We start from the raw sequence: 21266 nt of genomic DNA on the forward strand, positions 1-21266 counted from the left end.
GCCGGCGCTTCGCACGCACGTCGACAACGATCGCCGCCTCCCCGCTCAGATCCCGAGCCAGGAACCAGCGCCCGTGCGTGCGGACCTACGCCCCCTCGGAGCGCCCCTCGCGCCAGTAGCCCATGAACGCCACGGCCTTGCGGTCGACGCCGCAGCCGCCGACGAGGTGCCGGCGCAGCGTCTTGATCGCCCCGGCCTCGCCGGCGAGCCAGGCGTAGAGCGCGGCGGACTGCCGCAGGGGCTCGCCGGTGGTGTGGTCGACGGGGACCTCCCAGAGGATGCCGCCGTCGATGTCGACGTCCTCGAGGTCGAGGCCGTCGGGGACGGGGGCCTCGTGGGGCATGAGGCGGGTGCAGGCGGCCTGGACGGCGGGGACGAGCAGCGAGCCGTGCGGGGCGCCGTCGCGCGGGAGCCAGCGGACGGTGACGCCGGCGGGGGCGTCGAGGGGCAGCTCGTCGCCGGTGACGGGGACCTCGAGCAGGGCCTCGCCGCGGGCGTCGCGGGGCAGGCGCTCGAGGATGCCGGCGATGGCGGGGACGGCGGTCTCGTCACCCGCGATGAGCAGGCGGTCGGCGTGGGCGGGCGGGACGAAGTCGACGCCGCCGGACGGCCCGGGGTGCGCGCGGTTGGGGCCGAGCACGACGAGGGAGCTGCCGACGCCGGCGGACGCGGCCCAGCGGGAGGCGGGGCCGGCGTCGCCGTGCAGGACGACGTCCACGTCGAGCTCACGGGCGTCCTGCCGGACGGCGCGGGCGGTGTAGGTGCGGATGGGGTGGCGGAGCTCCTCGGGGAGATCGCGCCACTGCAGGTACCAGGACTCGCCCTGCGGGACGGTGTCGTAGCCGCACGGCAGCGGGAGCAGCAGCTTGATGCGCTGGTCGTAGCCGTTGTCGGCGAACTGGTCGAGGTCGTCGCCGGTGAACGTGAAGCGGCGGAACGACGGGCTGAGGTCCACGACGCGTGCGACCCGCACGTCGAAGAACCGGAACGGCGTGGTGACGGCCGGCGCGGTGGTCGTGGTCATGGCGCCACCGTAACCCGAAGGCAAGCCTTACCTCACCCCCTGTGTGACACATCCCACTGGGTGGACCGCCGTCATGCTGCGGACGTCCCGAACGCGAGACCCAGCAGGTAGGTCGCGGCGGCGGCGCCGAAGCCGATCGCCAGCTGGCGCAGCGCGCGCTTGGTCGGCGAGGACCCGGACAGCACGCCGACCGTCGCCCCCGTGCCGAGCAGCGCCAGGCCGACCAGCCCGCTCGCGAGGGCGACCGCCGGCCAGCCCTCCATGCCGAGCAGGTACGGCACGACGGGGACCAGGGCGCCGGTGGCGAAGAAGCAGAAGCTCGCCCCGGCGGCGCCGACCGCGGAGCCGACGGTCTCGTGCTCGTCGACGACCTCGGCGGGCACGTCGGGCACAGCGGGCGCGACACCCGCGGCACCCGCGTCGGCCGCCCCCTCGCCGCCCGCACCCGCCCCGGCGTCCGCGGCCTCGTCGACCGCCCCCTCACCGGGCGTGAGCGCGGACGCGGGCGCGGCGCCCTCCAGCACGGCGAGCCCGGCCAGGACGGTGCCGGCGCGCTCCCGGGCGGCGTCGGGCGTCATCCCGCGCGCCCGGTAGACGAGCGCCAGCTCGTTGGCGTCGAGGTCCAGGTGCGGCAGCGCCTCGCGGGCCTGCCGGCTCGGCCGCGACGCCTCGAGCAGCTCACGCTGCGAGCGCACGGAGACGTACTCCCCGGCTCCCATGGACAGCGCCCCGGCGAGCAGGCCGGCCAGTCCCGTGAGGAGCACGGTGGACGTGGCGACGCCGCTCGCGCCGATGCCGAGCACGAGCGCGAGGTTGCTCACCAGGCCGTCGTTCGCGCCGAACACCGCGGCGCGGAACGTGCCCGAGATGCGGTTGCGGCCGCGCATCGCGAGGCTGCGGACGACCTCCTCGTGGATGCGCTCGTCGGCGGCCATCGTCGGGGTCGCGTCGGCGTCGTCCGCGTACGCGGAGCGGGACTCGGCGCGCTGCGCGAGCGCGAGCACGAACACGCCCCCGAACCGCCGGGCCAGCCAGCCGAGCACGCGCGAGCGGTAGTCGCCGCGCAGCGGGCGGCCCACCTGGTCGCCGAGCAGGTCGAGCCAGTGCTGCTCGTGCCGCTTCTCGGCGTCCGCGAGCGCCAGCAGGATCGCCCGCTCCTCACCCGTGCGGCGCGACGCGAGGTCGCGGTACGCGGCGGCCTCGGCCCGCTCGTCCGCGAGGTAGCGGCGCCACCGGCGCACCTGCCGGCGGGTCGGGGTGGGCGCGGGCGCTGCGGGGTGGCCCCCGGAGGGGCTGTGGGTCGGTGGCACGGTCCACCATCGTGGGGCTTGCCGACGCCCACGTCACGCGTTCCGGGCCGATTCGGGAGGCCGAATCGACGGGTCCGCCGGCCCCCTGAGCAGGGCGCCGGACGTCCCCGACCGGCGGTCCGGCGACCCGGGTGCCACCACCCCCGCCCGGCGCGTGCCCGGTCAGTCCTCCCAGGGCGGCGTCTCGTCGAGCTTCCGGTAGTACTTCGCGAGGTGGCTCTTCACACGGTCGACGTCCTTCGCCGGCAGGTCCACGCCGCCGCGCGAGCCCTGCAGGACGGCTGCGGCGGCGAACACGCCCCGCGGCACGGCCACCAGCCGGTCGTCGACGACGTCCGCGATGAGCAGCTTGTACGCCGTGAAGTTCCCCTTCGCGTCGGCGTCGTACCAGACGTGCGCGTCGCGGTACGTCTCGTTCGGGTCGTCCTCGGCGCCCGCCCAGGCGCGGACGCGCTTCTCGGCGGCGGCGCCGTCCCACTCGCGGTCGCGGTCGGCGAGCGGCAGGTCCTGGAACGCGGTGACAGCCATGGTGCTCCTCTCGAACCGTGGGGTTGGTCAACCGGCCGGTTGGACACGGCCGGACGGGGTCACGACGCGGTCACGACGACGGCGCGGCCTCGCGCAGCTTCTCCAGCAGCGGCCCGGCGGCCTCGTCGAGGAACCGCTGCTGCGCGGCGTCGCCCACCTGCACGAGCGCGATGTCGGTGAACCCCGCCTCCCAGTAGGCGCTCACGCCCTCGACGATCGCGTCGAGGTCCGGGCCGCAGGGGATCGTCTCCGCGACGTCGTCCGGGCGGACGTATTGGCTGGCCGCGTCGAACGCCTCCGTGGTCGGCAGGTCGGCGTTGACGTGCCAGCCGCCGGCGAACCACCGGAACTGCTCGTGCGCGCGCCGCTTCGCGGTCTCCACGTCGGGGTCCCAGGAGATCGGGATCTGCCCGATCTTGCGGGACGGGGCGGGCGGCTCCGCGCCGACCTCGGCCGCCGCCTGCGCGCGGGCGTCGTCCCAGCCCTGCAGCAGGTCGGCCTCCGGCTCGGTGGTGATGAGGTGGTCGGCCAGCGGGGCGAACCGGGAGATCGACTGCGCGCCCGACACGGCCACGCCGATCTCGACCGGCTGGTCCGGCAGGTCCCACAGCCGGGCGGAGTCCACGCGGAAGTGCACGCCGTCGAACGTCAGCCGGTCGCCGTCCAGCAGCGCGCGGATGATCTCGACGGCCTCCTCCAGCATGTGGTGCCGCTCGCCGACCGCCGGCCAGCGCTCGCCCACGACGTGCTCGTTGAGGTTCTCCCCCGCGCCGAGCCCCAGCGTGAAGCGCCCGTCCGACAGCACGCCGACGGTCGCGGCCTTCTGCGCGACGATCGCCGGGTGGTACCGCACGGTGGGGCAGGTCACGTACGTCATCAGCCCGACCCGGGACGTGGCCTGCGCGACCGCGCCCAGCAGCGTCCAGGCGTACGGCGCGTGCCCCTGCTCGTCGAGCCACGGGAACGCGTGGTCGCTGGAGACGAGGAAGTCGAACCCGAGCCGCTCCGCGTCGACGCCGTAGCCGACGAGCTGCTTCGGGCCGGACTGCTCGGTCATGAGGGTGTACCCGAATCGCGTCATGCTCCGAGCCTCACACCGGGAGGACGACCCGGCATCCGGGGCGGGACGGCGGGCGGCACGGCGGGCGGCGCGACCGGCGTCCGGTCCGCACCCGCCCGCCCGGCCCCGCCCGCTCAGCCCCGCCGAGCGCCCCGCCCGAGCACCCCGGCCGCTCAGCCCTCCGCGAGCGCCGCGCGCAGCCCGTCCACGAGCGGCGTCGTCGGCCGCCCGATGAGCCGCGACAGGTCGTCCGTGCCCCCGGCGAGCAGCCCGTCGCGGGTGTTCTCGTCCAGGGCGACCACGAACCCCGCGGTGCCCTCGTCGAGCCCGGCGGCCAGCAGGTCCGCCCGGCGCTGCTCGGACGTCACCGCGCGGAACACGACCGGGCGGCCCAGCACCTCGGACGCCGCGGCGGCGAGCTCGTCGAACGACCACGCGACGTCGCCGGCCAGCTCGTACACCGCGTCGTCGTGGCCCTCGGTCCGCAGCACGACGGCGGCCGCGGCCGCGAAGTCGTCGCGGGGGGCGCTGGCGACCCGGCCGTCGCCGACGGCGGCGACGATCTCCCCGGACTCGCGGGCCTGCTGGACGTCGCCGAGGTAGTTCTCCGTGTACCAGCCGTTGCGCAGCAGCGTGAAGGTCAGGCCGGACGCCCGGATGATCTCCTCCGTGGCCTTGTGCTCCGGCGCGAGCACGAGCGGCGTCTCGTCCGCGTGCGGGGCCGACGTGTAGACCAGCCGGCGCGCGCCCGCCGCCACCGCCGCCTCGACGACCGCGCGGTGCTGCGGGACCCGGCGGCCGACCTCGCTGCCGGACACGAGCAGCACGACGTCGGCGCCCTCGAGGGCGGCGGCCAGCGTCTCCGGGCTGTCGTAGTCGACGGCCGCCACGCGCACGCCGCGCTCGGCGAGGTCCGCCAGCCGCTCGGTGCGGCGTCCGGTGGCGACGACCTGCTCGGCGGGCACGCCGTCCGCGAGCAGGTGCTCGACGACGAGGCGGCCCAGGTGGCCGGTGGCACCGGTGACGACGATCGACATGGGGGTTCCCTTCCGTAGCGCGCCGGGTGACGGCGCCACCGGGCCCGCGCCCGGCACCCGCCCCAACCAGCGGCGCCGCGCGAACCTTCCGGGTCGCGGGTACCCACTTCTGCGTAAGGTACTGGCATGACGGTGAGCATCGAGGCCAGCCCGCTGCAGTCGTCCGCACCCGGTGCGGCACCGAGGCCGAGCGCGCTGCAGGAGCTGCTGACGGACGGCGTGCTGCCCGCGGCGTGCCCCAGCCGGATCGTCCTGGACCACGTGACGAGCAAGTGGGGCGTGCTGGTGCTGGTCGCGCTGTCGGAGGGCACCCGGCGCTGGGGCGAGCTGCGGCGGGTGGTCGAGGGCATCAGCGAGAAGATGCTCGCCTCCACGCTGCGGACCCTGGAGGCCGACGGGCTGGTGCTGCGCGAGGCCACGCCGTCGATCCCGCCGCGGGTCGACTACTCGCTGACGCCGCTCGGCCGGGAGCTCGCCACGCACCTGCTGCCCCTGGTGTCCTGGGTCGCGGCGCACGCGGAGGCCATCGTGCGCCGCGACTGACGCGCGTCGGCCGCGGCGCGGGCCGGGCGGTGGACCGCCGTCGTGCGCACCCGCCCAGGGGACGCACAGGCCCGGCGCCTACGATGACCCCTCCGCCAGACCCCGATCGAAGGACGAGCTCGTGCGCCGAACGGCCGCCTCCCTCCTCGCCGTCTCGCTGCTGCTGCTCGCCGGCTGCGGCAGCGACGGCGCGGACGACTCCGCCTCCCCCTCCACGTCCGCCTCCGCGTCGCCCGACGCCGCCGCCACGGCCGGCGCCGAGGACGTCGCCGCCCTCGAGGCCGTCACGCTGACCGGCGAGCCCGGCGAGGAGCCCACGTTCGACTTCGAGCAGCCGTTCTCGGTGTCCGCCGCCGTCGCGCGCGTGGTGACGCCCGGCACCGGCGAGACCGTCGAGGAGGGCCAGCTGATCGGCGTCAACATCGCGGCGGTCAGCGGCGAGGACGGCAGCAGCCAGGGCGGCACCTACGGCAGCACCCCGCAGTCGTACGTCGCGGACGACGCGAACCTCCCGTCCGCTCTGCTCGAGCAGGTGCTCGGCCAGAAGGTCGGCGCGCGCCTGCTGTTCGCGAACCCCAGCACCTCCGGCACGCTGCTGCTCGCGGTCGAGCTGATGAGCACGCAGTCCGTGCCGACGCGCGCCGAGGGCACCGCCGTCACGCCGCTGCCGGACGGCCTGCCGACGGTGACGCTCGCCGACGACGGCCAGCCCTCCATCGAGCCGGTCGACGGCGACGCCCCGACCGAGCTCGTCGCGCAGCCGCTCATCGAGGGCTCCGGCCCCGCGGTCGAGGCGGGGCAGACGCTCACCGTGCAGTACAGCGGCTGGCTCTGGGACGGCACGCCGTTCGACTCCTCCTGGGAGCGCGGCGCGTCCTCCACGTTCGCCCTGACCGGCGTCATCGAGGGCTGGCAGCAGGGCCTCGCCGGTCAGCCCGTCGGCAGCCAGGTGCTGCTGGTCGTCCCGCCGGACCTCGGCTACGGCGACCAGGAGAAGGACGGCATCCCGGCCGGGTCCACGCTGGTCTTCGTCGTGGACATCCTCGCCGCCTCCTGACGGCACGCAGCGCAGCACAGGGACCTCGGTCGCACCAGCGGCCGAGGTCCCTGTCGTCGTGGCACCCGACGTGGCTACTGTGGCGTCCTGCGGCCCTGCACACCCGGGAGACCAGCGATGGAGACGGCGACGACGCCGTCGGTCCGCAACGTGGCGCTCGTCGGCCACGGCGGTTCCGGCAAGACGACACTGGCTGAGGCCCTGCTGCTGCGGTCCGGGGCTGTCCCCCGGGCCGGCAGGGTGGAGGACGGCTCGACGGTCTGCGACCACGAGCCCGAGGAGGTCGCGCGCGGCTCGTCCGTGAGCCTGGGCGTCGCCGACCTCGACTGGACGTGCAGCCAGGGCTGCCCCCACCGCATCACCCTGCTGGACACACCCGGGTCGCCGGACTTCGCCGGCGCCGTGGACGCGGCGCTGGCCGTCGCCGACCTCGCGGTGGTGGTGGTCAGCGCGGTCGACGGGGTGCAGTCCGGGACCGAGGCGGTCTGGCGGCGGTGCGACGAGGCGGGGATCCCCCGCCTCGTCGTCGTTTCGCAGGAGGACCGGGCGCGCGCGGACTTCCACCGGGTGCTCGACCAGGTGCGCGACCTCGCGGCCCGCACCGGCCGGGAGCCGTCGGGCGTCGTGCCCCTGGAGCTGCCGCTCGGCGAGGAGCAGGCGCTGCACGGCGTCGCGGACGTGCTGTCCGACCGCGGGCTGGACTACGGCACCGACGGCCGCCACCACGACTGCGACCTGCCCGCCGACGTGGCGGACGAGGAGCACCGGCTGCACGGCGAGGTCACCGAGGAGATCGTGGCCCACGACGACGAGCAGCTCGAGCGCTACCTGTCCGGGGAGGAGCCCGGCGCCGCGGACCTCGAGCGCACGCTGGCGCGCGAGGTCGTGACGGGCGGGGCCGTGCCCGTGCTCGTCGCCTCCGCCGCCACCGGCGTGGGGATCGACCGGCTCGCGGACCTCGTGTGCGAGATCGGGCCGTCGCCCGCGGACAGGCCCGCGCGGCTCGTGGTCGGGAGCGGCTCGGAGGAGGAGGGCGGTGCCGTCACGGAGCTCCCCGCCGACCCGGACGGCGAGACCGTGCTGCACGTCTTCCGGACGGTCGCCGACCCGTTCGTCGGGCAGGTGTCCGTGTTCAAGGTGCTGTCCGGCACCGTCCGCTCCGGGGACCGGCTGGTCGCCGCGGGCACGGGCGCGGAGGAGCGGCTGCACGGGCTGTTCCGGCTGCGCGGCCGCGACCACCTCCCCGTCGACGCGCTGCCCGCCGGGTCCGTCGGCGCGGTCGCCAAGCTCGCCGGCGCGCCGGCCGGCACGCTGCTCGCGTCGCGGGCCCAGCCGGTGCGGCCGGTCACGCTGCCACCACGGGAACCCGTGCTGGCCGTCGCGCTCGCACCGGTCAGCCAGGCCGACGACGACAAGCTGTCGGCCGCGCTGACACGCCTCGCGGCGGAGGACCCCACGCTGCGGGTCGACCGCACCCCCCACCAGACGGTGCTCCGGGGGCTCGGGGACGCGCACCTCGCGGTCGCCGTCGACCGGCTCGCCCGGGTGTTCGGCGTGCACGTCACCACCGAGCCCGTGCGCATCGCGTACCGGGAGACGCTCGCCGGCCCGGCCGAGGCCGAGGGGCGGTTGAAGAAGCAGTCCGGCGGCCACGGGCAGTTCGCGGTGGTGCAGCTGCGGCTCACCCCGCGGGCACCCGGCACCGGGTTCGCGTTCGTCGACTCCGTGGTGGGCGGCGCGGTGCCCCGGGCGTACCTGCCGGCCGTCGAGCGCGGGGCCGCGGAGGCGCTCGCCGCGGGCGGGCCGCTGGGCCACCCCGTCGTCGACGTGCAGGTGGAGGTCCACGACGGCAAGGCGCACGCCGTCGACTCCTCCGACATGGCGTTCCGCACGGCCGCCGCCGCGGGGGTGCGCGCCGCCCTCGCGTCCGCCGGCACCGTCCTGCTGGAACCGACCCTGCACGTCACCGTCGTCGTCCCGTCCGCCGCGCAGGGGGACGTGCTCGGCGACCTGTCCGGCCGCCGCGGGCGCATCACCGCCACCGGCACCACCGACGACGGGCGCGTGCGGATCGAGGCCGTCGTCCCCGAGGCCGAGGTCGTCCGCTACGCGCTCGACCTGCGGTCGCTCACCGGCGGGCACGGGGAGCTGGTGCTCGCGCCCGGGGAGTACGAGGTCAGGCCGGGGCACCTCGCGCCGGCCTGACGACCACGGGGGCCGGCCGACGCGGTCTGCGCCGGCGGGTGGCTAGCGCCCGGCGGCCAGCGCCTCGGGCGCGGCCTCCGGGACCGGCGTGCCCGTGCCGAGCCGCGCCTCGTACATCCCGATCTTCATCTCGATGATCGCCAGGTGCTCGGCGGCCGCGGCGAGCTCCGCCCGCACGGCGTCCCGGTGCGCGACCAGCAGCGCCAGCCGCTCCGGCTCCGTGCCGTCCCCGCGGCGGACCAGCGCCACGTACTCGCGGAGCTCCCGGATCGGCATGCCGGTCGCCCGCAGCCGCGTCAGCAGGTGCAGCCAGCCGAGGTCGCGCTCGGTGTAGCGCCGGTGACCCGAGGCGTCGCGCTCCACGGCGTCCAGCAGCAGGCCGTCACGCTCGTAGTAGCGCAGCGTGTGGGCGGACAGTCCGGTCGCCGCGGACGCCTCGGCGATGGTGAACGTGCGGGTCTCGTCGGTCACGCACACCAGCATGCGCCGGTGGTCAAGCGGCGGCCCGGGGCCGGCGGCCGGCACGCCTAGGCTCGGGGCGTCCACCCGCCCGCCCGAAGGAGCACCGTGCGTCCACCCACCCGCTGGGAGCAGATCGGCCAGCAGAACCCCGACCGGTCCGCCTGGTACGTCGAGCGGTTCCGCCGCATGGCCGCCGACGGCGCCGACCTGGCGGGCGAGGCGCGGACGGTCGACGCGATGGTGCCCCGCGGCGCCCGCGTGCTCGACGCCGGCTGCGGACCCGGCCGCGTGGGCGGCGAGCTCGTGCGGCGGGGGCACACCGTCGTCGGCGTCGACGTCGACCCGGTGCTCGTCGAAGCCGCCCGCGCCGACCACCCCGGCGGCACCTGGCTGGTCGGCGACCTCGCGGAGCTCGACCTGCCCGCCGCCGGCATCCACGAGCCGTTCGACGTGGCCGTGATGGCGGGCAACGTGCTGACCTTCGTCGCCGAGGGCACGGAGGCCGAGGTGCTGCGCCGCATCCGCGCGCACCTCGCACCCGGTGGCCGGCTCGTCGTCGGGTTCGGCGCCGGGCGGGGCTACCCGTTCGAGGCGCTCGACGCGGACGCCGCCGCCGCGGGCCTGCGCGTCGACCACCGGTTCGCGACGTGGGACCTGCGGCCGTTCACCCCGGAGTCCGACTTCCTGGTCGCCGTCCTCACCTGACCACCCTCGCTCCCTCCCGTCCCCCACCCCACCTCCCGTCCCCTCCTCACCACACGACCGTTCGGATCCGAACGAACGGACACGCCGGGCGTGCCGGTGCGATCGGATCCGTCCTGCCCCCTGAAGGGGCGTGCGTGGACGCGTGGGCGGCGGGCGCGGGTGGTCCGAGCGCGGCGGGCGCGGGTGGTCCGGGCGCGGGTGGCGTGCCAGGCTCGACGCCATGGCCCGGTACTTCGACGTCCACCCGCACGACCCGCAGGCCCGCTCGATCGGCCAGCTCGTCGCGCTGCTCCGCGACGACGCGCTCATCGCCTACCCGACGGACTCCGGCTACGCGCTCGGCTGCCGCATGGAGAGCCACACGGGTGCCGACCGCATCCGCGCGATCCGGCACCTCGACGACCGGCACCACTTCACGCTCATGTGCCTGGACTTCGCGCAGCTCGGACAGCTCGTCCGTCTGGACAACGCGCCGTTCCGCGCGATCAAGGCCGCCACGCCCGGGCCGTACACGTTCATCCTCCCGGCCACGAAGGACGTGCCGCGCCGGCTCGCCCACCCGAAGAAGCGGACCGTCGGCGTGCGCATCCCCGACAGCCGCGTGGTGCAGGCGCTGCTGCGCGAGCTCGGTGAGCCGCTGCTGTCCTCGACGCTGATCCTGCCCGGGGACACCGAGCCGCAGACCGACGGGTGGACCGTCAAGGAGGAGCTCGACCACGTCGTCGACGCCGTCGTGGACGCCGGCGAGTGCGGCACCGAGCCGACCACCGTCGTCGACTGGTCCGAGGGCTACCCGGAGGTCGTCCGCGCCGGCGCCGGCGACCCCACCCGCTTCGCCTGACCCCCGCCCCGCCCACCCCGCACCCCGCGAGGTCGTCAGGTCGGGCCGAGGTCGTCAGGTCGGCGTGACGACCTCGGACGGACGTGACGACCTCGCCGGAGCGAGCGCGCCGCAGCGGCCGGGGGCGGAGGATGGGGGCGTGCTGCCTGACGACCGGACCCCGGACGACCCCGGCTACCCGGCCGCCGCCGCGTCGGCCGCCCTCGACCTCGCGGGGCTGGACGGCGCCGTCGTCGAGTGCCGGGCGTGCCCGCGGCTGGTGGCGTGGCGGGAGCACGTCGCGGACGTGAAGCGGGCGGCGTTCCGCGACCAGGAGTACTGGGCCCGCCCGGCCCCGGGGTTCGGGGACCCGGACGCGGAGGTGCTGGTCGTCGGGCTGGCGCCCGCCGCGCACGGCGCGAACCGCACCGGCCGGATGTTCACCGGCGACCGGTCGGGCGACTTCCTGTTCGCCGCGATGCACCGCGTCGGCATGGCCTCGCAGCCCACGTCGGTGCACCGCGGGGACGGGCTCACGCTGACCGGCGTGCGGATCACCGCGCCGGTGCACTGCGCGCCGCCGGACAACAAGCCGCTGCCCGAGGAGCGCCACCGCTGCGGACCGTGGCTGGCCCGGGAGCTCGAGCTCGTCCGCCCGCGGGTCGCGGTGGTGCTCGGGGGGTTCGGCTGGGACGCCCTGCTGCGCACCCTCGACGAGCAGGGCTGGGCCGTCCCGCGCCCGCGGCCCCGGTTCGCCCACGGCGCCGAGCACGTCGTCGAGCACCCGCGCGGCGACAGCCTGACCCTGCTGGGCTGCTTCCACGTCAGCCAGCAGAACACCTTCACGGGCCGCCTGACGCCGGACATGCTCGACGCCGTCCTCCGCCGCGCCCGCGCCCTGACACCCCCCTGACGCCCCACCCGCCGAGTTCGGCACGTCCGTGGCGAGGTCGGCAGCTCGGACTGCCGACCTCGCCTGGGACTGCCGAGCTCGCGGCGGAGGGGTGGGTGCGCGGGTCAGCTCAGGGGGCGGCCGCCCGTGACGCCGATGCGGTCGCCCGTGATGTAGCTGGACTCCTGGCTCGCGAAGAACACGTACGCCGGGGCGAGCTCCGCGGGCTGCCCGGCGCGGCCGAGCGGGGTGTCGCCGCCGAACTGCTCGACCTTCTCGGCGGGCATCGTCGCGGGGATCAGCGGCGTCCAGATCGGCCCGGGCGCGACGGCGTTGACCCGGATGCCCTGCTCGGCGACCTGCTGGGCGAGGGCCTTGGTGAAGTTGAGGATCGCGGCCTTCGTCGCGGCATAGTCGATGAGCTCCGGGCTCGGCTGGAACGCCTGGACCGACGTCGTGTTGATGATGCTGGCGCCCTCGCCCAGGTGGGCCAGCGCGGCCTTCGTGATCCAGAACAGCGCGTAGAGGTTCGTCTTCAGCGTCCGGTCGAGCTGCTCGGTCGTGAGGTCCAGCAGGCCGCCGTCCTGGGCCATCTGGTACGCCGCGTTGTTGACGAGGACGTCGAGCCCGCCGAGCTCCTGGACGGCCCGCTCGACGAGCTCGCCGCAGAACGCCTCGTCGCGGATGTCGCCCGGGCACGTCACGGCCCGCCGACCCGCGGCCTCGACCAGGCGGACGGTCTCCTGGGCGTCGTCCTCCTCCTCCGGCAGGTACGAGATCGCCACGTCGGCGCCCTCGCGCGCGAACGCGAGCGCGACCGCCCGGCCGATGCCGGAGTCGCCGCCGGTGATGAGCGCGCGCCTGCCCTCGAGGCGTCCGGAGCCGACGTAGGTGTCCTCGCCGTGGTCGGGCTGCTGCCGCATGTCGTCCGTCAGGCCGGGGTGCGCGATCTGCTGCGCGGGCTGCTCCGGCGCGGGGTGCTGGGTGCTCGGGTCCTGGGGTGTCGTCTGGTCGCTCATGCTCATCCATCGTCCGGGTCCTGGCGGGAAGCGCCACCCGGGCACGGACCCGCGGGCGCCCGAGTTGCCGCCCCGGTCCGGGTCACCCCACAGTGGCCCCCGGCCGGCACGCGCGCCACCAGCACGTCCACCCCGCGCGCACACCGGCCGCACGGGGTCCGCCCACGCAGGATCTAGGGTGGCGGACCGTGGCCGACAGGAGGAACGTGACCGACGACGAGCAGTACGTCGAGATCTGGGGCGACCGCGTGTCGCTGCGGGACCTGGTCGTGGCGCTCGCGGTGTGCGCCGCGGCGACCGTCCTGGCCGTCGTCGCCGGGCGGGCGCTCGGGTCCTCGGAGTTCTTCTGGGGCCTGGGCGGGGCCGTCGTCGGGTTCGGCGTCGCCGTGCTGCTGGTGCGGCCGAAGCGCGACGTGCAGATCGTCGCCGACGACGCGGACGCGGCCTCCGCCGCGCCCGGCGCCCCCGCCGGCCCGGCCGCCTGAGCCGCCGACCGTGGACCTCGCCCTCCTGCTGCCGATGGCCGGCGCCGCGCTGGCCGCCGTGCTGCTGTACACGCTGATCGGCTTCATCCCCGGGACCGACGAGACGTCGGTGCTGCTGCCCGTGACGCTCGCGCTGGTGCTGGCCGGCACCGACCCGCAGGTCGTGCTCGCGTTCTTCATCGCGGCGGTCGTGACGCTGAACCTCACGAACTCGATCCCGACGGCGCTGGTCGGGCTGCCCGGCGGGGTGCTGTCCGCGCCGATGATCGACCACGCCCTGACGCTGAAGCGGGAGGGCCGGGCCGCGGAGACGATCCGCAAGATGGCGGCCGGCTCCGTGGTCGGGACGCTCGTCGCGGTGCCGCTCGCGCTGCTGATCGCCGGTGCCATCACCCCGTGGGCCGAGCAGCTGCGCGAGTACGGCTCCCTGCTGTTCGTCGGCGGTGCGGTCGTGCTGGCCCTGCTCGGCCGCAACCGGGTGCTGTCGCTGCTCGCGATCATCCCGCTGGGCCTGCTGTTTCAAGGGGTGCAGGCGCTGTACCGGCAGACCGGCGTCCTGCCCGAGGACGGCACGATCACGGTCTCGTTCTTCCTGTCGATCACCGCCGGCCCGCTGCTGCTGAGCCTGGCCACGCTGCTCAACCCGACGCTGCGGGAGGCGCTGCCCCGCGGCCCGCGCACGCCGGTGCGGATCACCCGGGGCGAGCTCCGGGGCGCACCGCTCAGCCCCCGGCGCCTGCTGACCCGCGCGGAGCTCGGCGCGAGCGCGACGGTGTCCGCCGCGTCGACGCCGCTGTTCTTCCTCAGCCCCGTCGCACTGACCCTGCTCATGGGCGAGGCCGCGGGGGCCCGCGCGAAGCAGGCGCGCGACCGCGCGTCCCGCGCCGTGACGTCGATGGCGGCGCTCGCGCACTCCACGTACCTCGCGGGCGTCATCATCCCGCTGGTCGCGGTCGGGCTGCCGCTGTCACCAGTGGCCGTCGGGCCGGCGAACGCCCTGTTCAACGCCCCGCCCGTGCTGACCCTGGACCGGAACCTGCACCACCTGCTGTCCACGCCGCAGCTCGTCGCGGCGATCGTGGTGGGCACCGTCGTGGCGCTGGTCCTGTCGTACGTGCTGGCGGTGCGGTACTCGTTCCGGCTGACCGCGCTCGTCACCCGGTACGTCCCGCACGAGGCGGTGCTGGCGCTGTTCGTCGTGTTCGTGCTGCTGCTCGCGTACCTGGACGCGGGCCTCGTCAACGTCTTCGCCGTGCTGCTCGTCGGGCTGACCTGCGGCACGCTGAACCGGCTGGGCGTCAACTTCGGGGTGCAGTTCATGTCGCTGTACGCGGCCCCGTGGTTCGTCGCCCACCTCATGTGAAGGAGCCGACCATCCGCACCGACCGCAGCACCGGCACCGGGCACACCCGCGCCAAGGCGATCCTCGTGGGCGAGCACGCCGTCGTGTACGGCGAGCCGGCCATCGCCCTGCCGCTGGCGAGCCTGCCGATGCGTGCCACCGCGCGCCGCGAGGACGGGCCGCTGACGCTGGAGTCGGTGCTGTACTCCGGCCCGCTCGCGGACGCCCCGGAGCAGCTCGCCGCCCCGCGCGCCGCCGTCGAGGCGACCCTCGACCACCTGGGCCTGCCGCACCGCGGGATCGTCCTGTCGACCGAGTCGACGATCCCGGCGGCCCGGGGGCTGGGGTCGAGCGCCGCGACGGCCGGCGCGCTGGCGCTCGCGCTCGCGGACCTCGCCGGGCGCACGCTCACCCCGCAGGAGCACTTCGACCTGGTGCAGGTCGGCGAGCGGGTCGCCCACGGCAACCCCAGCGGGCTCGACGCCCGCACGACCGCCTCGACCGAGCCGATCTGGTTCCAGGCGGGCGAGATCCGCCCGCTCGACCTGCGGCTGCGCGCGCACCTGGTGGTCGCCGACACCGGCGTGCACGGCCGCACCCGGGTGGCCGTCGCGGACGTGCGGTCGTTCCGCGAGCGCCACCCCGCCCGCGGGGACGAGCTGGTCGCCGAGCTCGGGCAGATCACCCGCGACGTCGTGCTGGACCTGGCCCGCGACCGGCCCCGCGAGCTGGGCGCCCGGATGACCCGCGCGCACGGCGTGCTGGCGGAGCTCGGCGTGTCCTCCCCGGAGCTCGACCGGCTGGTCGGGGCGGCCCTCGCGGCGGGCGCCCTCGGCGCGAAGCTCACCGGCGGTGGCCAGGGCGGATGCCTGCTGGCGCTCGCGGCCGACGCGACCTCCGCTGGTACGATCGCCGCTGCCCTGCGCCGCGCGGGCGCGGCGCGCACCTGGCTGCACCGGACCGACGCGCGGCGACCCGCCGCTCCCTCCGCCCAGGTGTCCCTCGGATGACGAACTCCGCGACCGCCGTCGCGCACGCCAACATCGCCCTCGCCAAGTACTGGGGCAAGCGCGACGAGGCCCTGGCGCTGCCCGCGACGTCCAGCCTGTCGCTCACCCTCGACGCGTTCCACGCGACCACGACGGTGACGCTCGACCCGGACGCCGACGCGGACACCGCCTCCCTCGACGGCCGGCCGATGTCGGACGGCGAGCTGGGGCGCGTCTCCCGGTTCCTCGACCTCGTCCGGTCGCTCGCGGGGTCGTCCGCGCACGCCGTGGTCGACTCGGTCTCCACCGTCCCGACGGGCGCCGGGCTGGCGTCGTCGGCGAGCGGGTTCGCGGCGCTCGCCGGGGCGGCCGCGGCGGTCTACGGCCTGGACCTCGACGCGCGCGGGCTGTCGCGGCTGGCCCGGCGCGGCTCGGGCTCGGCGTCCCGCTCCGTGTTCGGCGGGCTCGTCGTGTGGCACGCCGGCACGGACGACGCGTCGTCCTACGCCGAGCCCGTCCCCGGCGCCGAGCCGGGTGGCGCGCTCGACCCGGCGATGGCCGTCGTCGTGCTGGACGCGGGCCGCAAGGCGGTCTCCAGCCGCGAGGCCATGCGCCGCACCGTCGAGACGTCGCCGTTCTTCCCCGCCTGGACCGACGCGACGGAGCGCGACGTCGCGCTCATGCTCGACGCCGTGCGGGCGGGCGACCTGGCGGCGCTCGGGGAGCTCGCCGAGTCCAACGCGCTGCGGATGCACGCCACGATGCTCGGCGCCCGCCCGCCGGTGCGGTACTGGACCGCCCACACCGTCGCCGTCCTCGACCAGGTGCAGGCGCTGCGGGCCGACGGGCTGCCGTGCTGGGCCACCATCGACGCCGGCCCGAACGTCAAGGTGCTGTGCGCCGCGCCCGACCTGCCCGCGCTCGCCGACGCGCTGTCCGAGGGCGGCACGCGCCGGGTCGTCACGGCCCGTCCGGGGCCGGGGCTGCGCGTCGACGCGGGGGGCGCGGCGTGAGCGGCGGGACGACCGGCGGGGTCCCCGGCGGCGCGATCGAGGTCTGCGCACCCGGCAAGCTCTTCGTCGCCGGGGAGTACGCGGTCGTCGAGGCCGGCTACCCGGCGGTGCTCGTCGCCGTGGACCGGCACGTCACCGTGCGGCTCGCCCCGGCCGAGGGTGCGGGATCCATCGCCTCCGACCAGTACGGCCGGCTGCCCGTCGTGTGGCGCCGTCGCGGCGACCGGGTGGTGCTCGACCACGACAGCCGCCCGTTCGACTACGTGCTCGCCGCGATCGACGTCGTCGAGCGGTTCGCGGCCGAGCAGGGCCGCACGCTCGGGTTCTACGACATCACGATCACCTCGGAGCTCGACGACCGGTCGGGCCGCAAGTTCGGCCTCGGGTCGTCGGCGGCGGTCACCGCGGCGACGGTGCGGGCGCTCGACCGGTTCTACGACCTCGGGCTGCCGACCGACCGGCTGCTGCGCCTCGCGCTGCTGGCGACCGTCGCCGTCAACCCGATGGGATCCGGCGGCGACGTCGCGGCGAGCCTCTACGGCGGCTGGATCCGGTACGCGGCGCTGGACCGCGAGTGGCTGCGCGCGTCGCTGGCCGCCGGCGAGGAGTCGGGGGCCGAACGCCCGCTGACGGCCCTCCTCGACGCCGACTGGCCCGGCCTGTCCGTGCGGCGGCTGCCGACGCCGCGGACCATGCGCCTCGTCGTCGGGTGGACCGGCGTGCCGGCCTCCACGACCCGCCTGGTCGAGGCGATGCAGTCCCGCAAGGAGGTGGCCGAGAGCCACTACCCCGACTTCCTCGCGGCGTCCCGCGCCTGCGTGGACGCCCTCGCGGACGCCATCGAGCGGGACGACGCCCCGGCCGCGAAGGCGCAGATCCACCGCGCCCGCGGGCTGCTCACGTCGCTGGCACGCGCCGCCGGCGTCGACATCGAGACCCCCGCGCTGCGGACGCTGTGCGAGACGGCGGAGAGCGTCGGCGCGGCGGCCAAGTCCTCCGGCGCGGGCGGCGGCGACTGCGGCATCGTGCTGGTGGACGCCGGCACCGACCTCGAGCCGATGCTCCGCGACTGGGAGCTGTCGGACGTGCGGCACCTGTCGCTGCGGGTGCAGCCGCCCCGGGAGGAGCACGCCGATGACCGCTGAGGACCCGGACGGCCCCGCCACCGCACCGCTCGGCGCCCAGGACGAGCCCGGTGCCGCGGCCCAGGACGCCCGCCGCAAGGACGACCACGTCCGCCTCGCGTCCGCCCAGCACGCCGAGCCGCAGGCCCACGACTTCGACCACGTGCGGCCGCTGAACCACCCGCTCGCCGCCGGGAACCGGAGCGAGGTCTCCCTGCGCGCCACCGGCCGGGTGCTGGACTGGCCCGTGCCGCTCTTCATCAACGGCATGACCGGCGGCACCGCCCACACCGCGACGATCAACCGCGCGCTCGCCCTGGCGGCCCGCGAGACCGGCGTGCCGATCGCCTCCGGCTCGACGGGGATCCTGCACCGCGAGCCCGCCGCGATCCCGTCGTTCCGGGTGCTGCGCGACCTGAACCCCGACGGGTTCGTCATGGCGAACGTCAACCCGAACCTCACGCCCGCGCAGGCCCGCCGGTCCGTGGAGATCCTCGAGGCCGACGCGCTCCAGGTCCACGTGAACCCGGCCCAGGAGATCGTCATGCCGGAGGGCGACCGGGACTTCACGCGGTGGACGGACACCATCGCCGCGATCGTCGCGGAGGTCGGCGTGCCGGTCGTCGTCAAGGAGGTCGGCGCCGGGATGAGCCGCGGCACCGTCGCCCGGCTGCGGGACCTCGGGGTCGCGGCCGTCGACGTGTCCGGCCGCGGCGGCACCGACTTCACGGCCATCGAGTCCGCGCGCCGCACCGACGGCGGCATGGACTACCTGGCCGGGTGGGGGCAGTCGGCCGTCGAGGGGCTGCTGGACGCCTCCTCGGTGGACGGGGTGGACCTGCTGGCCTCCGGCGGGGTGCGGCACCCGCTCGACGTCGTGCGCGCGCTCGCGCTCGGGGCGACGGCCGTGGGCGTGGCCGGGGGGTTCCTCCGGGTGCTGCTCACCGAGGGCGAGGCGGCCCTCGTCGCGCGCATCCAGGCGTGGCTCGAGCAGGTCGGCGACATCATGACGCTGCTCGGGGCGCGCACCGTGGCCGACCTGCGCCGGGTGGACCTGCTGATCACCGGGCCGGTGCGGGAGTTCTGCGAGCTCCGCGGCGTCGACGCGGCGGCGTACGCGCGGCGCAGCGGCCTCTGACCCGCGCCGGCACCGGGCACGCCGGGGTCACCGCGCGCCGGGTGACCGCTCAGGTCCGGGGTGGTGGCGGCCGATAGGTCCCTACGGGGTGAGGCGGATGGTCCACGGGTACGAGCCCGGCCGGCCGGCGGCGCGACGAGCGCGGCGGCTGGTCCGGAGACGCGTCGCCGACCCCGCACGCACGACCGCGGACGGCGCCGGGCGCCCCGGTCCCGGTGACGCGGCCCCGACCAGCACCTGGTTCGACGACTGGCTGACGGGCGACGAGGACGCCGTGGTGCTCGACCCGCCCGACGGCTGGACGACCCTGCACGACCTCCGACGCCCGGGCAGCGCCTCCCGCACGCTCGACTGCCTCGCGATCGGCCCGGGTGGCGTCGTCGTCATCCAGTCGCTGCACTGGGACGGCTCCGCGACGGTCGTCGACGGCACCCTGCGGCTCCACGGCTACGGCCGGACCCCGGACGTGGCGGCCGCCGCCGACTCCGCCGGGGCGGTGACGTCGCTGCTCGCACCCACGCACCGCCGCACCGTCCGCGCCGTGGTCAGCCTCGCCGGCCAGGACCTCCCGCCCGCGACCGTCCGCGGCGGCGCCGTCGCGGTGGGCGAGCACCGGCTCGCCGGGTGGCTGGCCGCGCTGCCGCCGGTGCTGGCGCCCGCCGACGCCCGCCTGGTCCGCGACTACCTGGCCGCGGAGCTCACCGGACCGGCGAGCCCGGAGCTGCTCACCGTCGACGACGTGTTCCGGCCGCGGGAGGTCTGGGCGGCGCCGGACGTCCCCGCGCAGCGTCCCGGGCAGCCCGACGCGGGCGACGGGCCCGTCGGAGGCTCCGACGGCGAGCTCGGCCGGGCCCCGGAGTCCGTCGGAGGCTCCGACGGCGAGGTCGGCGCGCTCGACGAGCCCCGCGATGCCGGGGATCTCAGCGACCTCGGCGATCTCGGCGACGAGGCGTGGCCCGTCGGAGGCCCCGACGCGACGCCCGGCAGCACCCCGGGTCCCTTCGGAGGCTCCGACCCGACGCCCGGCAGCTCCTCGGGCCCCGTCGGAGGCTCCGACGGGGACATCGGCAACCGGATCGACGACAGCGGGTGGCCGGAGCACGGGCGCGGGGACACCCTCCGTCCCGCACCGGCCCGCGGCGCGATCGGGGACGGCGCCCTCCGCGTCGGGATGCTGGTCCTGGGGCTGCTGACCGCCGGCAACATCCTGCTCGCCTGGCTGGACGCGGCAGGGTGACCCCTGCGCCCTCCCTGTGAGCCGCACCACTGCGCCGGCACGGAATGCCCGGCGTGCCGAGAAGGGTTCCCACTGCACGTGAGCCTCCTGATGTCGCCCCTGACCCTGCGCGGGACCACGTTCCGCAACCGCGTCTGGCTGGCGCCCATGTGCCAGTACTCCGCCGGACCGGACGGCCTGCCCACCGACTGGCACCTCGCCCACCTGGGCGCCCGCGCCGTCGGCGGCTTCGGGCTCGTCATGACCGAGGCGACGGCCGTCGTCCCCGAGGGGCGCATCTCGCCGCAGGACGTCGGCATCTGGGGCGACGAGCACGTGGTGGCCTGGCGTCGCGTCACCGACTTCGTCCGCAGCCGCGGTGCCGTCGCGGGCGTGCAGCTCGCGCACGCGGGTCGCAAGGCGTCGACCTACCGCGGGTTCGGGGACGGCTCCGGTTCCGTGCCCGAGGCGTCGGGCGGCTGGTCCACGGTCGCGCCCTCGGACCTCGCGTTCGAGGGGCTCGCCGCCCCGCGCGAGCTCACCGCCGACGAGGTCGCCGCGGTACCCGGCCAGTTCGCCGCGGCCACCCGCCGGTCCCTCGCCGCCGGGTTCGACGTGGTCGAGGTGCACGCCGCGCACGGCTACCTGCTCCACCAGTTCCTCTCGCCGCTGTCCAACCGGCGCACCGACATGTGGGGCGGCGACCTCGCGGGGCGCGCCCGGCTGCTGCTCGCCACGGTCGACGCCGTCCGGGCGGAGCTGCCCGACGACAGCCCGCTGCTGGTGCGCGTCTCCGCCACCGACTGGGCCGAGGGCGGCCTCACGGTCGAGGACACGGCCCAGGTGGCGGTGTGGCTGCGTGAGCACGGCGTCGACCTGGTGGACGTCTCCACCGGCGGCAACGTCCTGGCCCGCATCCCCGTCGGCCCGGCGTACCAGGTGCCCGCCGCGCGGCAGGTCCGCGAGACGGCAGGGATCGCCACGTCGGCCGTCGGCCTGCTCACGACCCCCGAGATCGCGGAGCAGGTGCTCGCGGACGGGTCCGCGGACGCCGTGATGCTGGGGCGCCCGGCCCTGTTCGACCCGCACTGGCCGCTGCGCGCGGCGCAGGCCCTCGACGGCGACCGGCCGGTGCTGGAGCACGCGGGCGACCCGGCGGCGACGGTCGTGCCCGCGGGTGCCACGGGATGGCCCGTGCAGTACGCCCGCGGGGCGTGGGGCTGAGCGTCTCGCCACCGCGGACATCCGGGACAGAATGCGTATCGGGGACAAATCCGCGCAGCCGCTGCGCGATTTG

The 21266-nt window shown here is 76.3% G+C and carries 21 protein-coding genes; 14 read left to right on the forward strand and 7 right to left on the reverse strand.

Translation table 11 applies throughout. From position 1 onward, the window contains the following. Positions 1 to 85 precede the first annotated feature (85 nt). The 5 genes from P9841_RS10215 to P9841_RS10235 all read right to left on the reverse strand — a co-directional run bounded on the left by P9841_RS10215 (position 86) and on the right by P9841_RS10235 (position 4959). On the reverse strand, positions 86 to 1024 hold the full coding sequence (locus P9841_RS10215) for a siderophore-interacting protein (protein ID WP_283318585.1): 939 nt from the start codon (positions 1022 to 1024) through the stop codon (positions 86 to 88). Between the two features lie 71 nt (positions 1025 to 1095). Further along, positions 1096 to 2334 carry a VIT1/CCC1 transporter family protein gene (locus P9841_RS10220; protein WP_502847449.1) on the reverse strand — a complete coding sequence of 413 codons (1239 nt, stop codon included), beginning with the start codon at positions 2332 to 2334 and terminating at the stop codon, positions 1096 to 1098. A gap of 162 nt (positions 2335 to 2496) precedes the next feature. Next, complete coding sequence (locus P9841_RS10225) at positions 2497 to 2862, reverse strand: hypothetical protein (protein WP_283318586.1); 366 nt, start codon at positions 2860 to 2862, stop codon at positions 2497 to 2499. Positions 2863 to 2932: 70 nt separating this feature from the next. After that, positions 2933 to 3943 carry a TIGR03557 family F420-dependent LLM class oxidoreductase gene (locus P9841_RS10230; RefSeq protein ID WP_283318587.1) on the reverse strand — a complete coding sequence of 337 codons (1011 nt, stop codon included), beginning with the start codon at positions 3941 to 3943 and terminating at the stop codon, positions 2933 to 2935. A gap of 152 nt (positions 3944 to 4095) precedes the next feature. Next, positions 4096 to 4959 carry an SDR family oxidoreductase gene (locus P9841_RS10235; protein ID WP_283318588.1) on the reverse strand — a complete coding sequence of 288 codons (864 nt, stop codon included), beginning with the start codon at positions 4957 to 4959 and terminating at the stop codon, positions 4096 to 4098. Positions 4960 to 5085: 126 nt separating this feature from the next. On the opposite strand from P9841_RS10235, the gene P9841_RS10240 reads away from it, so the two are divergent. The 3 genes from P9841_RS10240 to P9841_RS10250 all read left to right on the forward strand — a co-directional run bounded on the left by P9841_RS10240 (position 5086) and on the right by P9841_RS10250 (position 8764). Then, positions 5086 to 5502: a winged helix-turn-helix transcriptional regulator gene (locus tag P9841_RS10240; RefSeq protein WP_283318589.1), complete on the forward strand. Its 417-nt coding sequence runs from the start codon at positions 5086 to 5088 to the stop codon at positions 5500 to 5502. A gap of 121 nt (positions 5503 to 5623) precedes the next feature. After that, complete coding sequence (locus P9841_RS10245; protein WP_283318590.1) at positions 5624 to 6559, forward strand: FKBP-type peptidyl-prolyl cis-trans isomerase; 936 nt, start codon at positions 5624 to 5626, stop codon at positions 6557 to 6559. 117 nt (positions 6560 to 6676) lie between these two features. Then, the gene (locus P9841_RS10250; protein WP_283318591.1) at positions 6677 to 8764 is read left to right on the forward strand and encodes an elongation factor G; all 2088 of its coding nucleotides are present in this window, start codon (positions 6677 to 6679) and stop codon (positions 8762 to 8764) included. 42 nt (positions 8765 to 8806) lie between these two features. Here the strand turns inward: P9841_RS10250 and P9841_RS10255 are convergent, their stop codons facing one another. Beyond that, positions 8807 to 9235 (reverse strand): MerR family transcriptional regulator, encoded by a 429-nt coding sequence (locus P9841_RS10255; RefSeq protein WP_283318592.1) that lies wholly within the window; start codon positions 9233 to 9235, stop codon positions 8807 to 8809. A gap of 96 nt (positions 9236 to 9331) precedes the next feature. Between P9841_RS10255 and P9841_RS10260 the strand changes: the two genes are divergently transcribed. From P9841_RS10260 to P9841_RS10270, 3 genes are all read left to right on the forward strand, one after another. Next, a complete protein-coding gene (locus tag P9841_RS10260) occupies positions 9332 to 9931 on the forward strand; it encodes a class I SAM-dependent methyltransferase (protein ID WP_283318593.1) in 600 nt (199 codons plus the stop codon). Between the two features lie 220 nt (positions 9932 to 10151). Further along, complete coding sequence (locus P9841_RS10265; protein ID WP_283318594.1) at positions 10152 to 10772, forward strand: L-threonylcarbamoyladenylate synthase; 621 nt, start codon at positions 10152 to 10154, stop codon at positions 10770 to 10772. 139 nt (positions 10773 to 10911) lie between these two features. Next, the gene (locus P9841_RS10270; protein ID WP_283318595.1) at positions 10912 to 11664 is read left to right on the forward strand and encodes a uracil-DNA glycosylase; all 753 of its coding nucleotides are present in this window, start codon (positions 10912 to 10914) and stop codon (positions 11662 to 11664) included. A 104-nt stretch (positions 11665 to 11768) separates the two neighbouring features. Here P9841_RS10270 and P9841_RS10275 read toward each other — a convergent pair whose 3' ends face one another. Next, positions 11769 to 12662: an SDR family oxidoreductase gene (locus tag P9841_RS10275; RefSeq protein ID WP_283318596.1), complete on the reverse strand. Its 894-nt coding sequence runs from the start codon at positions 12660 to 12662 to the stop codon at positions 11769 to 11771. 188 nt (positions 12663 to 12850) lie between these two features. On the opposite strand from P9841_RS10275, the gene P9841_RS10280 reads away from it, so the two are divergent. The 8 genes from P9841_RS10280 (at position 12851) to P9841_RS10315 (ending at position 21193) form a co-directional block, all read left to right on the forward strand. Further along, the gene (locus P9841_RS10280) at positions 12851 to 13147 is read left to right on the forward strand and encodes a hypothetical protein (protein ID WP_283318597.1); all 297 of its coding nucleotides are present in this window, start codon (positions 12851 to 12853) and stop codon (positions 13145 to 13147) included. 10 nt (positions 13148 to 13157) lie between these two features. Beyond that, complete coding sequence (locus P9841_RS10285; RefSeq protein WP_283318598.1) at positions 13158 to 14510, forward strand: tripartite tricarboxylate transporter permease; 1353 nt, start codon at positions 13158 to 13160, stop codon at positions 14508 to 14510. Beyond that, positions 14507 to 15499, forward strand: coding sequence for a mevalonate kinase (gene mvk / locus P9841_RS10290; RefSeq protein ID WP_283318599.1), 993 nt, complete (start codon positions 14507 to 14509; stop codon positions 15497 to 15499). The genes P9841_RS10285 and mvk overlap by 4 nt, the downstream gene beginning before the upstream one ends. Further along, positions 15496 to 16491, forward strand: coding sequence for a diphosphomevalonate decarboxylase (mvaD, locus tag P9841_RS10295; protein WP_283318600.1), 996 nt, complete (start codon positions 15496 to 15498; stop codon positions 16489 to 16491). Before mvk ends, mvaD begins: the two co-directional genes overlap by 4 nt. Then, positions 16488 to 17636: a phosphomevalonate kinase gene (locus P9841_RS10300; protein WP_283318601.1), complete on the forward strand. Its 1149-nt coding sequence runs from the start codon at positions 16488 to 16490 to the stop codon at positions 17634 to 17636. Before mvaD ends, P9841_RS10300 begins: the two co-directional genes overlap by 4 nt. Next, positions 17626 to 18753 carry a type 2 isopentenyl-diphosphate Delta-isomerase gene (gene fni, locus P9841_RS10305; RefSeq protein ID WP_283318602.1) on the forward strand — a complete coding sequence of 376 codons (1128 nt, stop codon included), beginning with the start codon at positions 17626 to 17628 and terminating at the stop codon, positions 18751 to 18753. The genes P9841_RS10300 and fni overlap by 11 nt, the downstream gene beginning before the upstream one ends. A 97-nt stretch (positions 18754 to 18850) precedes the next feature. After that, positions 18851 to 19990: a nuclease-related domain-containing protein gene (locus P9841_RS10310; protein WP_283318603.1), complete on the forward strand. Its 1140-nt coding sequence runs from the start codon at positions 18851 to 18853 to the stop codon at positions 19988 to 19990. A gap of 90 nt (positions 19991 to 20080) precedes the next feature. Next, a complete protein-coding gene (locus tag P9841_RS10315; protein WP_283318604.1) occupies positions 20081 to 21193 on the forward strand; it encodes an NADH:flavin oxidoreductase/NADH oxidase in 1113 nt (370 codons plus the stop codon). Positions 21194 to 21266 lie beyond the last annotated feature (73 nt).

This window comes from Cellulomonas sp. ES6, assembly GCF_030053835.1.
GTDB lineage: Bacteria > Actinomycetota > Actinomycetes > Actinomycetales > Cellulomonadaceae > Cellulomonas.